General features: G+C 35.8%; 13 protein-coding genes and 2 pseudogenes. 11 read left to right on the plus strand and 4 right to left on the minus strand.

Features of this window, described 5'->3' with window-relative positions:
• The first annotated feature begins 496 nt into the window (after window positions 1-496).
• Window positions 497-670 carry a Spo0E family sporulation regulatory protein-aspartic acid phosphatase gene (locus ACIQZI_RS22025; protein ID WP_062187310.1) on the plus strand — a complete coding sequence of 58 codons (174 nt, stop codon included), beginning with the start codon at window positions 497-499 and terminating at the stop codon, window positions 668-670.
• 178 nt (window positions 671-848) lie between these two features.
• The gene (locus tag ACIQZI_RS22030) at window positions 849-1,310 is read left to right on the plus strand and encodes an NUDIX hydrolase (RefSeq protein WP_403077418.1); all 462 of its coding nucleotides are present in this window, start codon (window positions 849-851) and stop codon (window positions 1,308-1,310) included.
• A gap of 107 nt (window positions 1,311-1,417) precedes the next feature.
• On the opposite strand, the pseudogene ACIQZI_RS22035 reads toward ACIQZI_RS22030, so the two are convergent.
• The 3 genes and pseudogenes from ACIQZI_RS22035 to ACIQZI_RS22045 all read right to left on the minus strand — a co-directional run.
• Window positions 1,418-1,873 (minus strand): annotated as a pseudogene (locus tag ACIQZI_RS22035) (transposase); the annotation flags it as partial.
• A gap of 300 nt (window positions 1,874-2,173) precedes the next feature.
• A complete protein-coding gene (locus ACIQZI_RS22040) occupies window positions 2,174-2,638 on the minus strand; it encodes an RrF2 family transcriptional regulator (protein WP_403077421.1) in 465 nt (154 codons plus the stop codon).
• A 19-nt stretch (window positions 2,639-2,657) separates the two neighbouring features.
• The gene (locus tag ACIQZI_RS22045; RefSeq protein WP_403077424.1) at window positions 2,658-3,227 is read right to left on the minus strand and encodes an NAD-dependent epimerase/dehydratase family protein; all 570 of its coding nucleotides are present in this window, start codon (window positions 3,225-3,227) and stop codon (window positions 2,658-2,660) included.
• Window positions 3,228-3,678: 451 nt separating this feature from the next.
• On the opposite strand from ACIQZI_RS22045, the gene ACIQZI_RS22050 reads away from it, so the two are divergent.
• Together ACIQZI_RS22050 and ACIQZI_RS22055 are read left to right on the plus strand one after the other, a co-directional pair.
• Complete coding sequence (locus tag ACIQZI_RS22050; protein ID WP_403077427.1) at window positions 3,679-3,861, plus strand: DUF4083 domain-containing protein; 183 nt, start codon at window positions 3,679-3,681, stop codon at window positions 3,859-3,861.
• A 329-nt stretch (window positions 3,862-4,190) separates the two neighbouring features.
• Complete coding sequence (locus tag ACIQZI_RS22055) at window positions 4,191-4,742, plus strand: DUF1003 domain-containing protein (RefSeq protein WP_082675265.1); 552 nt, start codon at window positions 4,191-4,193, stop codon at window positions 4,740-4,742.
• Window positions 4,743-5,201: 459 nt separating this feature from the next.
• Here the strand turns inward: ACIQZI_RS22055 and ACIQZI_RS22060 are convergent, their stop codons facing one another.
• A complete protein-coding gene (locus ACIQZI_RS22060) occupies window positions 5,202-7,058 on the minus strand; it encodes a helix-turn-helix domain-containing protein (RefSeq protein WP_403077430.1) in 1,857 nt (618 codons plus the stop codon).
• A gap of 1,095 nt (window positions 7,059-8,153) precedes the next feature.
• Here ACIQZI_RS22060 and ACIQZI_RS22065 point away from each other — a divergent pair.
• From ACIQZI_RS22065 to ACIQZI_RS22095, 7 genes and pseudogenes are all read left to right on the plus strand, one after another.
• The gene (locus tag ACIQZI_RS22065) at window positions 8,154-9,701 is read left to right on the plus strand and encodes a primase C-terminal domain-containing protein (protein ID WP_403077433.1); all 1,548 of its coding nucleotides are present in this window, start codon (window positions 8,154-8,156) and stop codon (window positions 9,699-9,701) included.
• Window positions 9,702-10,225: 524 nt separating this feature from the next.
• Window positions 10,226-10,960 (plus strand): bifunctional lytic transglycosylase/C40 family peptidase, encoded by a 735-nt coding sequence (locus ACIQZI_RS22070; protein ID WP_403077436.1) that lies wholly within the window; start codon window positions 10,226-10,228, stop codon window positions 10,958-10,960.
• A gap of 17 nt (window positions 10,961-10,977) precedes the next feature.
• Window positions 10,978-11,508: a hypothetical protein gene (locus tag ACIQZI_RS22075; RefSeq protein WP_403077439.1), complete on the plus strand. Its 531-nt coding sequence runs from the start codon at window positions 10,978-10,980 to the stop codon at window positions 11,506-11,508.
• A gap of 236 nt (window positions 11,509-11,744) precedes the next feature.
• A pseudogene (locus ACIQZI_RS22080) lies at window positions 11,745-11,843 on the plus strand (acetyltransferase); the annotation flags it as partial.
• A 148-nt stretch (window positions 11,844-11,991) separates the two neighbouring features.
• Complete coding sequence (locus ACIQZI_RS22085) at window positions 11,992-13,020, plus strand: LacI family DNA-binding transcriptional regulator (RefSeq protein ID WP_403077441.1); 1,029 nt, start codon at window positions 11,992-11,994, stop codon at window positions 13,018-13,020.
• Between the two features lie 117 nt (window positions 13,021-13,137).
• Window positions 13,138-14,520, plus strand: coding sequence for an extracellular solute-binding protein (locus ACIQZI_RS22090; protein ID WP_403077444.1), 1,383 nt, complete (start codon window positions 13,138-13,140; stop codon window positions 14,518-14,520).
• Window positions 14,521-14,630: 110 nt separating this feature from the next.
• On the plus strand, window positions 14,631-15,503 hold the full coding sequence (locus ACIQZI_RS22095) for a carbohydrate ABC transporter permease (protein WP_403077447.1): 873 nt from the start codon (window positions 14,631-14,633) through the stop codon (window positions 15,501-15,503).
• The last annotated feature ends 1 nt before the right edge of the window (window position 15,504 follow it).

Consider the following 15,504-nt stretch of genomic DNA (forward strand, 5'->3'; position numbering starts at 1 on the left):
TTTTGGACAGATCTTTTGGAAATTATAGAATCCAACGGCCATCATTCAACTGCTAAATGGACAAAGTAGTTACAAAAACAATGGTTTTTGGTAACGATCATTAGTTAATCGATCTGCAAATTGCTTCTTTGGTATTTCTGTAACAAACTACTTTATGGTCCATGACAGCCACCCTGTCACTAGGCCAAAGGGGTGCTTTAGCGCCATGAAAATGCTGCCAGATGAAAGCCCTTTGAAAGTATGATCACTTCCTAAAATCGACTTTATGTTCACTTACTTGAAGGTCATACGTATTTCACATGGAATCATACATATATGAGTTTGAGTGAAATGAGGGTGAACCATCTATGAGTGTAGATCAAAACTTCTACTGTCATTTTATAAGAACTTTTGTCAGGTGTATTCCAATTATGTAGAATGTTTTGCATAATATTGCTTATGTGCAAAGTAGTTAATGCACTAAACAAATAAAAAATGGATGATCAGGGGTATTTAGATGATTTGTACAGAGGCCGATGAATTAGAAAGTAGGATCAATCAGATGAAAAAAAATTTGATCCAAATTGCAGAAGAAACTAGCTTAAATAGCTATGACACCCTTTGTTACAGTCAAAAATTAGACGAGCTCATCACGATTTATCAAAAATTAAAAATTGATAATATACAATAGGGTGATCAAAAATCCTACATTTTAATTTAAAATGGGGTTTTTCTTTTGTCTTTTTTATAAAACAGATTCTTTTTCATTACCTATAATTGACCTTATGTAAAATAAAAGTGTATGTAAGATACATAAAGTTTAGTTCATGTAGGATAATCGTAGATAGATTGATGAAAGGATGTTACATATGAAATTCAAATATACGGTTTGCTTTGTTAAACAAAACAATAAGATACTTCTGTTAAATCGAGAAAAAGCACCGATTATGGGAGTATGGAACGGAGTGGGGGGCAAAATCGAGAATGATGAATCTCCTGAACAAGCTGCAATTCGTGAAGTGTGGGAAGAAACAGGCATCCAATTAGATAGTTTTATATCTCAAGGAGTAATAACATGGGAGACTCCAGAAGGTATAGTAGACGGGATACACGTTTTTTTAGGAGAATTGGACAGGAGCTTTACACTTAACACTCCGCGAAAGACCAGAGAAGGTATTTTAGATTGGAAGGAAATTAATTGGATACTGAACCCAAATAATCTTGGCATACCAGAGAAAGTACCTCAATACCTACCAGTTTTATTGGATCAAAAAGGGCATCATTTCTTTACTTATAGAAAAGGTAATATGCTATATGAAAAGAGATTGTAGGAATTACCGATAACATCGCTTATGTTAACTAGATTTATATAGAGTATTCATGTGATACTTTAAGGCCTTGTTCAATTAAAGGGCCAGATAACTGAATAAGAAAGGGCGCCTGCCGTATTACTAATCCCACCTGAACCTTGATAGTCAGTGGCGAAATGATCAGGTAGTTGAAACACTGTCGCATCTAAAATACGGATACGATTGAAAGTAGAGCTCATATGTGCAGAAAGCGATTGATTTGAACAGAGTTTTTGTGTGAGAAGAGAAGTAAAGACTTCTCGAAGAAATGCGACAGCTGCTGGATTAAAGCGTTGATTCAGTCCTTCTGAGCTCATCAGTACCCCAGTGGAAGCTTCTAACTGACTGCACAATTGTGTAAGTGATGTGCTAGCAATTTCTTGACTGAGCCATACGCAAAGGACAATGAGTTCGTTTGCTTGATACTTACTAGATCGCTGTACAAAGCCAACTTGTTTGGCGATATCTTGTAGGACTACTGGAGATAAAAAGTATTGTAGTTCTTGTGCGAAAAGATTCAGTTCATTTGAAATGGTAGGATTCATCAAAAACGCCATCCTTTCTCGTAAACTACTTACGATAAGCATAGCGTTTTTTCATTTTGAGGGTATGATTTTAACTTCGTTTGATGGGCATGCGGCTGAACCCCTTTAAGGAATAAAACTAATCTCTTATCTAAATTAACGGGTGCTTAATTAAACAATCAGCTAAAAGGATCTTCGACTAGAAGATCCTTTTAGCTGTACCTATAATGTACTTTATGTTAACTAGTTTTGTATGTGTTATACATATAAAATGATGATAATTTTTGGATTAAAATAACAGGTTATCAATAAATTGATAACTTAATCGGTTTTTTGATCCCAATCAATAACACCAATGATGTAACTGTCTTTTTCTAATAATTCCGAAAGATACAATTCCTTTAAGTTAGAAGAAAAAGCATCCATTCCAGAAGAAAAAGCACGAATTACTTTATTTTCACTTTCTTGAATGTGTGTTTCGTTTGAAAAAATTTTCCTAGCTAAATTTGTTGGTTGAAATGAGAGTCCTTCCGATTCAATTGCTTGATACACATCAAAAAGTGATATCTTTTCTATCGATTTCGCTAATTGAAATCCTCCATCTTTACTTGCATTTGATGTGACGAGACCTGCTACAACTAATTTTCGAAGGATCTTTTTTAGATAGGAATCAGAAACATTTAATATATTGCTCAATATATGGCTTTTAACAGGAACATGACCTTTTTGTAGAGCTAATATTAGTAAAACAAAAATTCCTTGCTCAATACTTTTATTGACCTTCATAAAGTATCTCCCTCAGTTGTTATTGTGTTAGTTTACTGATTAATTTATTTGCAACTTCTTCTACTTGAATTGGCTTCATTTTTTTCGAAAAAATCCCTAAAAATTTAAAGATAGGAATCATTTTTGACAATGTATCAGTCCGTCCTCCTCCATATACGATTGTTGGTTCAACATATTCTACACGTTTTCTACTTGCTTGAAGCATTTTAATAATATTGGATTTAATATCCGTAAATGATTTTGGACCTAAAACCCCTCCTATAAATCCCATAGCCTTAATATTATAATTTTGTGCAATTTTAAGCATGACTTTAGCCGGAGTTTCATTGATCTCTACTAAAAGTTTAGCGTCTTTCTCTGGGCGCCCAACAAAGTCGACTATAAAATCTATAGTTTTTGGTAATAATTTTATCACGGAATTATAATCATTCACATTTGCAGATATATTGTGAACACGTGGATGTTCAAGCTGGTTTTTCCCAGAACGAGAAACTACATAAAATTCTGCTTGTGAATCTTTCTCTAACCATTGTTTAGTTACTTCTCTCCCAATGTATCCATTTCCACCTAATAAAATAATATTTGTCATAACTACACCCCCCTACATCTTTAGATATAAAATATCTATGGATGTAATATATCCATAGATATTAAGAGTGTCAAGATAAAGTTGTAAAAAATAGACTCATCTTATTAAAAAAATACTTTTAACATTTTCTGCTATTTGGTGGTTGTTCGGTGGGAAAAGGGTTTTAATGATTGTTAGCTCATCTTCTTTTTTTCACTAACGAATTTGGGTGATGGGGTTCTCCATGCGTAGCATGGGTCGGCGATAGTCGAAGAGCCTCGCAGAACATACTTTTTACGTAGTAAAGTGTAGTGTGCTCTTCACTTTACTTGGAAGATATAGGGGAAAGATTGTACTGCCGATAACATCGCTTATGTTGACTAGATTTTTTTACTATGCAACAGTTGAGTGAAAGAATGGTAAAATAAAGGGTATTTTGAAAATTTTATAAGTGATTTGAAAGAGGAGAATAATGAATATAGGAGTAAATATAGGAGATATTATTTTTCAATTATTTTTTTTAGCAATTCCAATACTGTTTATAGCAATCTTATTTTTGTTTTCGCGATCTTCAAAAAAGAAAAAAGATCAATTAGATCGTATTGAAAAAAAGTTAGATACAATGCAAAAAAGAATGGATGAATTAATAAAGTAAAAGGATCTTCGGCTGAAGATCCTTTTTCACATGCCGATAAGCATGATTATGTTAACTAATTATGAATAATACATACAACGAAAAAACATCATTATTTTGTTTGTTTTATAGAATCATATAGTCCTATTGGATAAGTCATCATATAATAAATAAAAAGTGAGGTGGAGCATTTTTATGAGTAGTCCCAGTATAGGTGAGTCGGATAATTTGCCGACATCAGAGGAAGTCATACAACTGAATATCCAAGATGGATTACTACATAAAAATAGAGTCCGTCTTCTATAAGCTTTTGAAACATGGCTTCCTCTAAAAAAGAGGAGGTTGGAAAAATGGTACAAAACATTTGGAAGAAAATGAATTTAAAAAAACAAATCGAAAAACCGAAAAAAATCCAAGGGTTCGATATTGATTTAAACCAGGAAAACTTATCACGTATTGATCGTCTTGTAGATCGCTACGAGTCAGAAATTCTTCATCAATTGAATAGTGATTACACGCAACGAACAAAGTGGTCTGATCGAATTGCAGACAAAATTGCGCAATTTGGAGGCAGTTGGAAATTTATCATTTATTTTAGTTGTACTCTTGCAGTTTGGATGATTTGGAATAGCTTATCAATTACACAAGCATTTCATTTTGACTCGGAACCGTTTATTTTATTGAACTTATGTTTATCCTTTATAGCAGCATTTCAAGCACCTGTTATTATGATGAGTCAAAATCGTCAAGCTATACGTGATAAAAATGAATCGATGATAGATTTTGCGATTAATTATAAAGCAGAGCAAGAGATTGATGATATGCAAAGTCGTCTACACAATATAGAAAGCCAATTAACAGAGATTAGAGACTTACTAAAACAACAAAAAAAAGAAAATTGATTATAAAAAAGGATCTTCACGTCGAAGATCCTTTTGATTGTCATATTTTAAGAGACCGGAACTTGTATAGTCTTTTTCAAAATAATATTCGTGGCTATCAAGTCTAAACGAGTACGCCTGTTCAATTAATTGAACTCTATGGGGGGATAATCTGCACTATTTGTGAGGATGAATGTTCGGTCAATAGGGTCCCATTAACGATACGGGCAAGGAATCTATGTTGCTGTTTTCGCATTTCGAAAACAGTTTTACTATGTTCATTTATTATCGGCATTATTGTTGAAATATGTACATTATTACTTTAATAATTTAACAACTTTATTTTAACCCAGTCTTAAAATCAGAACGGGGCGTGCGTGTATGAGGTTTTAAAATCAAATAACTTCCTTGTTGATTTACAAAAACATTTGTTGCGATTAAGAGGGGAATAAACAATCGGCAACACTCTAACATATTTCATTAGTAAGAGTGCTGCCGTTGTTTTTCTTTTAACCAATTGAGCATTTTCTCATCGTTCTTGTTGTTTTGGCGTTTATTTTCTCTTCTTAGGTACCGCGAAAGAGTAGAGTGGGAAAAACCAATTTCTTCTGCTGTCTGTCGGATACTCATATTTTGGGAGTCCATCATGGCTTTCATTGTTTCTGGAGAGAGCTCTATTTCATGTTCTGGTCCGAAATGCAACACTTGCTGTTCCGGTTCCCAATGTCTATCTGTACTACTTTCTCCAGAAGGTACGATGGATGGGTCCTCGGTGGATTCTAATTCAAGTGTTGGAGCTAGTTCATTTAATGAAAAGTTCTGTGAGTAAATAAGATCTTCTGTAATTGAGCTCTCATGACTTATCTGATTCATCCGTTCAATAATTTCTTCATTCACCAAACGATTTGAATCAATCAGTAACTTTTTCTGATTTTCATTAACGACAGTGTCTGTTGGCAGAATAAGTACGCTCAGTTTAGTCCAATAGCTTTGGAACCACCCCTTTTTCCCAACCTGTTCCTCATCCATCTCTTCCGTATAGTTCCAGCTCCTGATCACGCTGTCTTTCTGCAATTCATCCAATACGTTTTCAAACTTATCTCTCTTTTGCACACCGTTATATCGACTGGATATGTCCATTATTTTCAACAGGGTAGATACCTTAAAGGGTTGCTGCAAGGTTCTTCTAATGGTCCTGATTTTCCACTGGATATTAAAATAACGGGTCAATCGCTTGTGTTCGCGCTGTGTGTAATGGCTATATTGAAAAACCTTTAAATCTAATAAACCAAGTGTTCGATTCGGTCCATCCAAGTAGGGGGTAAGAACAGAGGACGGTTTTACTTGAACGGCATATATACCTTTTGGTTCTCCTGTTTTTTTATCATAGGCAACACGGATTTTTCCAACTTCGAACATTCTTTGGAAATCTTTGAATTCATAAAGTTCATTGTCCTGGATATCTTGGGCGTTAAACACCTTTACCTGCTGATTACCAAGGGAGACCCAGATGCTTGAAAGTGCAGCCACTCGTTTCATGATATTGAAGCGATCTTCCTCACGAAAATCCAGTTCCCTGCCTTGTGCTGTGCGTTTCTTTAGGTTCCTAAGCTGTAAGGCATCATTACTATGAAACTCTATATATCCGTCACTGGTCTTCGGAGACACCATCCATAAGTATGTAATTAAATCAAAGAGGTCAGCCGTCATTTCATCCAATGAGTTTATAGTAGATTCGATAAGCTCAAACCACATTTCCTGTTGATCTGAGGCAAGCTCAGTCACATGAGACTCAGGAGGCCTGATTTCTGCTAATCCTCTGACCTTTCCACGATTGTCGATAATCTCGGTTGCCAAAAGACCCGTCTCTCCTTTTTTAAAGTCCTTTTTCTTTGTCACGATGTCTCTCATTAAATGATAATCCATGTCCATGCTGGAATATATATATTCACGGCTCAAAGCTTCACTTATTTTCTCTTCATTCGCGCTTCGTTTTATCTCATCCATAGGGAATTCGTTTATAAAATGTCCGGCTAATATGACTTTCATTGTATCCTGATAGTTTTCTACAGCCTTTTTTAACATTTCTTTTGTGATAAGTTTTTCGAAGTATAATGTTTGAGTGAACAAAGAAAATAAGGCCCGGAAGCTTGGACTCATTGTATAGTCCGGAATCTGATTTTTGACCTCTTCCTCCGTCATACGATAGGCTTCCTGTTTCCATTTAGCTAGAATATAAGGACGATCTTTAAACAAAATTTTGGTTTCTTCGAAAATAGCAATCTTCAGAAACTCATAGTTCAAAATCATATGATCATGTATGTCCTGATATATCAAAAAAAATCCATCCTCTCTATATGAAGGAAATCCAATGGCTGAAAAGATTAAAACCTCTACTTTTATCTAAAATGCACCACATTCTTATCATTATAACAAGAGTGGAACAGTTTTCGAAGAGAAAATGCACCATTTACTACACAGGTTCCGAAAAATGTGCACCATTTACTATACAGGTTTCGAAGTAATGGTGCATATGCACCATAAACCATACTGGTTTTACGAAGCCAGCATACGTAAACATATGTCCCTGTCAAACTAATCATTAAATGTTCAAGGCCACTAAACAAAAGATTCAATGATTTCTATATGATTTAAGGGAAACGCACCATTATTCTAAAGTGAGCGGAACCTGTGTACTATTTATAGCTATTATGCACCACCCTTCTCTTTATTTATTGAACTACTTGTAAATACAGCTCTAAGATTTTGGCGAGTATCAGCTTAAAATTTTTCTAGGTAAATTTGATAAAGTGAAATATGTTTGCAAAAATGCTCCATTAATCTCGAAATGAGCGGAACTTGTATACTATTTTTTTTTAAAATGCACCAAAATTATATTTTTAGTGTGCATGTGAGCGGAACCTGTGTAGGAGGAAAAAACGTTGATTTATATACATATCAGCACTATTTTGTTTCTATCACATATAAAAAATGTACCCAATTTGAGCACCATTATTTTATAAGTGAGCGGAACCTGTGTACCAAAAATGCACCACTCACCCTCAGAGGTGAGCGGAACCTGTTTAGTATTTTTCTTAGATGTATGTCAACGAACCTTATCATGACAAGCTTTTTTAGGATTACGTTCAATATGCAATGTGTGCAATAATGGTACATTTTCGGCTTTTTTGGTGCAAAAAGTGAGCGGAACTTGCATAACAAAAAAAAAAAAAAAAAAAATCAAACCCTTGGGGCTCTAAGCCCCAAGGGACTTTTTATTTTTGGTGCATTTCTCCTAGAGAGCACCCTTTTTCAAAAGTCGAGTTCGATATACTATATTCAACAAAACGTTCCATGCAAGAAGTGGAAATCGGTGCAATTTATTGCAACTTTAAATGTCTGTAATTTAAGTAGAGGAAGAAGGTGTGTACCATGGGAACTCCAATAGCAGCTAATTACAAAAGAAGTCTCCTTTCAATCGTTGAAATCATGCAATTTATGACTCATAGTAGCTTGCGTCTATATAAAAAGAAGGGCTCCCGTCAGCCCTTAAATAGAGTGGTTGAATACGAGAATACTATGAACGAAAACCCTCATCGTAAAGGCGTGGTCTTTGTATCGCCGTGTAAGGCTGACCTTATGGAGGGGAAAGGCTATATTGTGACTTCTTACGAAGCTCTCCAAGAAAAGTATGGGACCCTGACCCACTGGACACCTAATACCTATCGCGGTGGTACATACTATGACTTCAAAAGACGTATCATCAAGGGGCATGAGCGTGAGAATCTAAAACAAATCAATGTAATTAGCCTTGATATCGATACAAAAGAAGTGGATCTGTACGCCCTTTATCTTGGATGTGAGGAATTGGGCTTGCCTCGTCCTAATCTTCTTCTGGAAACGCCAAGAGGATTCCAGGTCTTCTTTGTGCTGGAAACTCCTTTTCATATACACAAAAAACAAGATTACAAGGCTTTAAGAGTTGCCGAGCGTCTGTCGGAAAATATGCGAAAAGCACTTAAAAGCTATGTGCCGGTTGATACCGGATGTGTCCCTTTCGGCTTTTACCGCATCCCAAGGGAAGACAATGTACTGGACTTCTATGACCAGCCTGCCAACACAAGCCAACTGCTAACCTGGTCTAAACAGTATGAAGAGAAGGAAAATAGAAACTTCTTGCGAGTAGTTTATAACAAGAATGCTTCTGCGATCGACCAAACGTCTTCAGACTGGTATCGGGCGCTTATTCGAGCTACACACATCCAGAAAGGGCATTTTGGCTCCAGCCGCAATAATGCGCTCATGACGCTTGCACTTGCCAATTACGCGAGTGAACGGCCATTGGAGGAAGCTTATGATGAACTTGATCAATTTAACAGCAACTTGTATCAACCACTAAAGAAAGGGGAATTTGAACGAATTATAAGAAGTGCGTATTCAGGCAAATATAAGGGCGTAAAGCGTTCCTACGTGGAAGACTTACTGGAGCTTTGGACAGATGGACAAGCTCAATTCAAGGGAAGCGAAGGATGGTATAAATTCAAAAAGCCGCGTGAAGAGCGAGTGCGTTCCCATTATGAGGAGTGGGAAGAGGACATCATCGCCTATTTAAATACACATACAAGCCCTGAAACGCCGTTTTTGGAGGCTTCTTTGAGTAGTCTTGCTAAAACCTTTGGAATGTCTGTATCTACGCTTAAGGAAGTTTGTAGGCAATCGAGCAAACTTAAAAAATTTACGATTGGTCGTGGCCGCGGGGCTATAACAAAACTTGCCAGCCGTTCGATGCTATTTAGGAGCTTGCTGATGCTACGTAAGAATAGCATTCTACAAGCCCAGCTTTCTTTTGCCGAACTTCTTCCCGAACCGAATCAATTTGTTGCCCTCCAATTCCCCACATTGGAAACGGAATTGCTGACTCATGAAGTAGACATTTTATACCGTTCTGGGGCGTCTCCACCTGATAAAATGACTTCTTAAAATTAATGAGCCAGTCTGCCATTACATATCTATAGTATCCTTTTGGGTGTCTGTAAGAAAATGGTTTCTCTTATACTAGCTTGAGTAGTGGATAGTTTTTCTTTTTATTGGGGAAGAACTTTTTGAGTGGCTTCTATTTGGATTTTGTGTAAGGTGGGCGCGAGAAGAATTAGCATATTATATGCATGCTTTTATACATGTTTAAGGTTTTATTAGTGAGGGAGATCTTAAAGTCATAATAGGGTTTATTTGGTTGCTTATTTAATTTATGAAGAAATAAATAATGAGATTCAAGGATAAGATTAGGTGAGTTTTAAGTTATTATTCTATCGAGGAACCAATGATCTTACGTTTAGATAATGGGTATATGTAAGTGATTTATCATAAATTCGTATCCTAAAATATAGGAAGTTATATTCATTTTTCTTTACAAGTATTTCCAAACAAATGTACGTCTAGTAGGCTTGAAATACAGTTTAAAAAATCGTAAACCATATAGATTAATATATGTAACTTAGAAGTTAATGAATGTCTATATGAGTTGCGGTTTTAAAAAGCAGTCATCCGAATCAATCGGACTTCCACCTGGAGCTATTACTGACCCTGAATACTCTATTCAAATTGGCGTGAAATATTTTGCGGAAGTGATGAAGCAGGCTAAAGGTGATATTAATCTAGCTTTGCAAAGCTATAACTTTGGAAATGGATTTATTGGGTACGCATTAGAACGTGGAGGTTATTCCAAAGAAATAGCTACCCAGTTTAGTAGTATGATGGCTGCTAAGCAGGGATGGAGCCGTTACGGTGATACAAATTATGTGGACCATGTCATGCGATATTACAACGGTGGAAATGGCAACGTGGTTGTCGTAGGTGATGGTACACAATCCTTTAATGTAGAAGAAGTCCATAACATCATGAAAGAGTATCTTGGTCGTCCCTATGTATGGGGAGGCAGAACGCCTGCAGCAGGAGGATTTGACTGCTGTGGACTACTGGAATATGCCTTTGCACAGATTGGCATTGAAATGTACGGCACAGCTCAATCACAGTACAACAAAACAAAGCCGGTTCCTGAAGATCAAATAAGACCAGGAGACTTCGTTTTTTTCTCCACATATAAGCCGGGAGCGTCCCACGTAGGTATGTATGTTGGGAATGGTCAATTTATCAATGCAAATAGCAGTGGCGGTACTTCTTATTCGTCCGTTGAAGAATGGAAAAACTTATATCCTTTCTTAGGTTTTAGACGGATTTAGAAATGGAGGTCCATGGCATGGAGCCAAACCAAAAGAAAAATTTCGTATTTTTAATGATTGTATTTGTTGCTGCTTTGGTTATTATGTACGTTTTCAGCTTGCGATTACAGTTGCAGGAAGTCAGAGCGAACCAAGGCAACTATGAAGAGCAGGTTAAATCTCTAACCTCTATCCAGAACACGGATGCATTAAAGATAAATCGCGAGTTTCTTAAAAGTTTTTTCACCTATCAAACCACTGCTGAACGATACAAAAAAATTGAACCATTCATGACCGATAAAGGATACAAGGCGACCCATCCTTCCGGAACGGAACTTCCTAATTCGGAAGAATCGGTCCAGTCATCCATGGTAGGCCTGAAGCCTTTTGAATATCAATCTTCGAAAACGGAAGCTGAATTTTTTAATGAATTCAAGCTGACTACGGAATTTAATAATGTTGCTGCCACTGAAACAGTTATCGTCAAAACATCGCTCATATATGTGAAAGAGCAAGGTTGGAAGATTGATGATGTTGAGTTTATTGGTCAATTGACTGGGCGTAAATAAAAAGAGTGTTTTAGTGAACTGACCCTAGGAGTATACCCACATAAAAAATACCCTTTAGGCTGCCATAGCTCCAAATTCTTTTGGAGTTATGGCAGCCTAATTTTTCTTTAACTATCTCCTCGGGGTACCCGTCTACAAAACGGTAATTTTGTACGATAAAGCTAATTCAAGCGCGAAAAAATGTAGTTAATGCATTAAAGAAAAACGGTCACGAAGTTGTTGTACTCGACTCCTATGCACTAATTTCTTCTGGATCTGTTGTGATCAGAGATGTTCCAGATAACGTGGTAGTTGGAGGAAATTCAGCGAAAATGATAAAAAAGTTGTTTTGTTAAGTGGCTTGATAGTTTATTATAGAAACCGTTTATAGTACCCTTATGGAGAGAAGTTCTATAACGATGTAGAAATTGATAGAAGCAAGTTGGTGAAAAGTAATGTTATAGATACTTGATATTAATAGTATAAAGGGAAAGGATGAAGGAGTTGGCAACAATAAAGGATATTGCCAAAGAGGCAAATGTAAGTGTTACCACGGTATCAAATGTTATTCATAATAGGGCATCTAGAGTTTCAACTGAAACTGTAAATAGGGTTCAATCAATCCTAGAAAAATATAATTACATTCCAAACATGAATGCAAGATCTTTAGTTAATAACAAATCAAAACTAATTGGGGTCTTTTTTAACCAACTGACAGAAGAGACTTTATTTGAAAGTCCGTTTAATACTGAAATACTTGGTGGAGTTGATGAGGTATTGAAAGATAATGGATATTACTTATTAGTTCGTTCTATATCATCGATAAGTGAAATCCAGCAGGTTTTAAAAACTTGGAAAGTAGATGGGGTGATTTGTTTAGGGTTTTTGGTAAAGGATGTAATAGATCTAGAACGAAGCATAAATACACCGTTGGTTTTAATAGACATAGAAGTTGATCATAAAAATTCTCGTTCAATGCATTTAACTGTTGGAATTAATGATTGGGAAGGATCTAAAATAGCAACCGAGCATTTAATTGAGAACGGACATCACAACATAGGTTTTGTTTCGTACCCCATTGTTTCTGGTGGAGTTATTGAACGACGTTATTTAGGATATTTGGAGGCTCTTAACAACCACGGTGTTAAACAGAACACGGAATTTATATTTGAATATGATAAAACGAAAGTCAGCTTGGACGAAATTTGTGATGAGATAGTAAAAAAAATAGATGATATCACTGGGTTAGTATTTACGGCTGATTATTTAGCGATTGAAATTATGGATAATCTCAAAAAACAGGGCATTTTGGTCCCGAATGATCTTTCGGTTGTAGGATTTGATGACATAGTTATGTCACAGTTTGTTAGTCCGAAGTTAACATCTATTCATCAAGATATACGATTAAAGGGAAGGAAAGCCGCAACTTTGTTAATTGAATTATTAAACGGTGATACTAATCAAGAATCTAAGAAGGTAGAGCTACCTATCCAATTAATTACTAGAGAATCTGTGAAAAAATTTAGAAAGTAATTGCGAGAGCGTTTTCAATATGGTAATATTCAGAAAAAAGGTTTAACGTTAAACCTATGAACTAGAAGACCAATATTTTTTTTGGAAGTTTAACGTTAAACTTAATAGGAGGGGTAAATGGTGAGGAAATTAGTTATTAGTCTCTTAACTCTATGTTTATTTTGGGTTTTAGCTGCTTGTTCAGGAGAAGACAAAAGTCTTAAAGGGCTTTCAAAAGATGAAAAGTCGGACAAGGGTATGGAAGTCGTCGGGGAGAATGTGAAATTTGACCCTAACAAACTTGTAAATAATGGTGAAACAATTGCAATAGAATTATGGACTTGGGGTGGAAAGGAAGTTTTCCAAAAGCAAGTAGATGCTTATGAAAAAATTTATCCCAACGTTAAAATAAAAGTTGTAAACCAACCGTGGGATGATTATTGGACTAAACTTCCACTTCAATTAAAAGGAAAGAATGGTCCTGCGTTGTTTAATGTCCATAATTCATATCATTCAAATATTATCAAATTCATGGCGCCATATGATATTTCAACCGAAGCGTTGGATAAAGATTACATAGGAGTGACCTCGCATGTTATCGATGATCATGTTTACTATATTGATTATGCTATTAACTCTGGAAATATTTATTATAACAAAAAAATGTGGAAAGAAGCTGGTCTTACTGAAACAAATATCCCGACTACATGGGATCAATTCATTCAAGTAGCTGAAAAGTTGACTAAAAAAGATGAAACGGGAAAACTGATACAAGCCGGATTTAATTTCAATGGGGAAACTTACAAAGCTATTATTGCTGGTTTAGGTTATCAAAAGGGAGAATTATTATTTAAAAAGGATGGAAAAACAGTTGATTTTGACAATAAGACAACGATTGAAAACACACAAATGCTCTATGATCTATACAACCAATCCCATGTTGGATCACCAGACTTTGGGGACGACTCGACAAAAAGCTTTGGTAATGGACAATCTGCAATGGTTTACAAATGGGGATGGATGCAAGGGGAATTGAACAATAATTACCCTGATATTGAGTGGGGAGTTTTCCGAATTCCAACGCCAACGGATGAAGTTCCATTTGCTTTTGATCGCTACAATGGTGAGAGTACACCTGGTATCAATGCAAATGCATCAAGAGAAGAGCAAGCAGTTGCACAAGACTTCTTAAAATTTATTTTAGCTGGTGAAGATTTTGGTAGGGCGTTTTCGTTATTCAACGCATCTTTCCCTTCAAAAAAATCACTTGCTAAAGACCCTGATATTCTTGCAGATCCTGTATTAAGGGCTCTTGCTCCAAACATTGATCGTTATATATGGCCAGGCTCGTTCCCGAGCGCCGTTGAAACTCAATCAGGAAAAGTGTTTGAAGAAATTTTCTATAATGGTGTCGATATTAAAGATGCAATAAAGGCTGGTCAAGAACAAATGGAAAAAGATATGAAGAATGCTGATTTTGAAACAGTGGAATCAAAATATAAATTCTATTCAGAAAGATGAAAGCGGTTTTATCAATAGCATAAAGGTCTCAAAATCAACCTTTACATATTCTGCAATGTGAAGGTTGATCTTAATTAACTTCTAGCGATTGTAGAAAGTGAGAGTGGAATATGGAAAACGTCAGACGTAGGAATAACAGTATTTTCACTTTAAAGAATATAGTTGTCACCTTATTGCTTATCTATTTTGCAGTATTTCTGATTTATCCAATTGGAATGGCCTTAGTAGGAAGCTTCTATAACTGGAATCCAATGAATGGTACATTTGATTTTAACGGTATCCGCAACTATACGGAAATCCTAAAGGATAAACTGTTTTGGACTTCGATGTCGAATACAATGATTTTTTCAATTGTCGTGATTGTTTTTAGAGTTCTAATTGGTTTACTTTTAGCCCTTGCCTTATTTTCGAAACTAGCAAGATTTAAAACTACATTCCGAACGGTTTATTACATGCCAACGATCACCCCACTTGTTGCTGTTTCATTTGTATGGGTCTGGCTTTATAATCCTCAATTTGGTTTGATTAATGATATTTTTGGTTTAGATATTAACTGGTTAAAAAATAAGGACACAGCCCTAGGTTCCGTCATGTTAATGACAATCTGGAAAGATTTTGGGTATGCAACAATAATCTACTTAGGTGGCTTAATGTCATTGCCAGATGACTGTTTTGAAGCGGCCGATATTGATGGCGCAAGTGGTTGGGAAAAGTTTAAGTACATTACTTGGCCATTGCTAAAACCAACAACAATGCTTGTAGCTGTCACATCCCTGATTACTTATTTGCAATCCTATATTCAGATATTGGTTATGACTGAGGGGGGACCAGGAACATCAACCTATACGATATCTTATTTGATATTTGATGAGGCATTTCAGAATTATAACTTTGGAACAGCTTCAGCTATGTCAATTGTATTATTTTTCTTTATTGGATTATTAACCCTTATTTCATTTAAATTGACCAAGGAAAGGAACTAAC

The sequence above is a fragment of the Peribacillus sp. NPDC096379 genome (assembly GCF_044762875.1).
In the GTDB taxonomy this organism is placed as follows: domain Bacteria; phylum Bacillota; class Bacilli; order Bacillales; family DSM-1321; genus Peribacillus.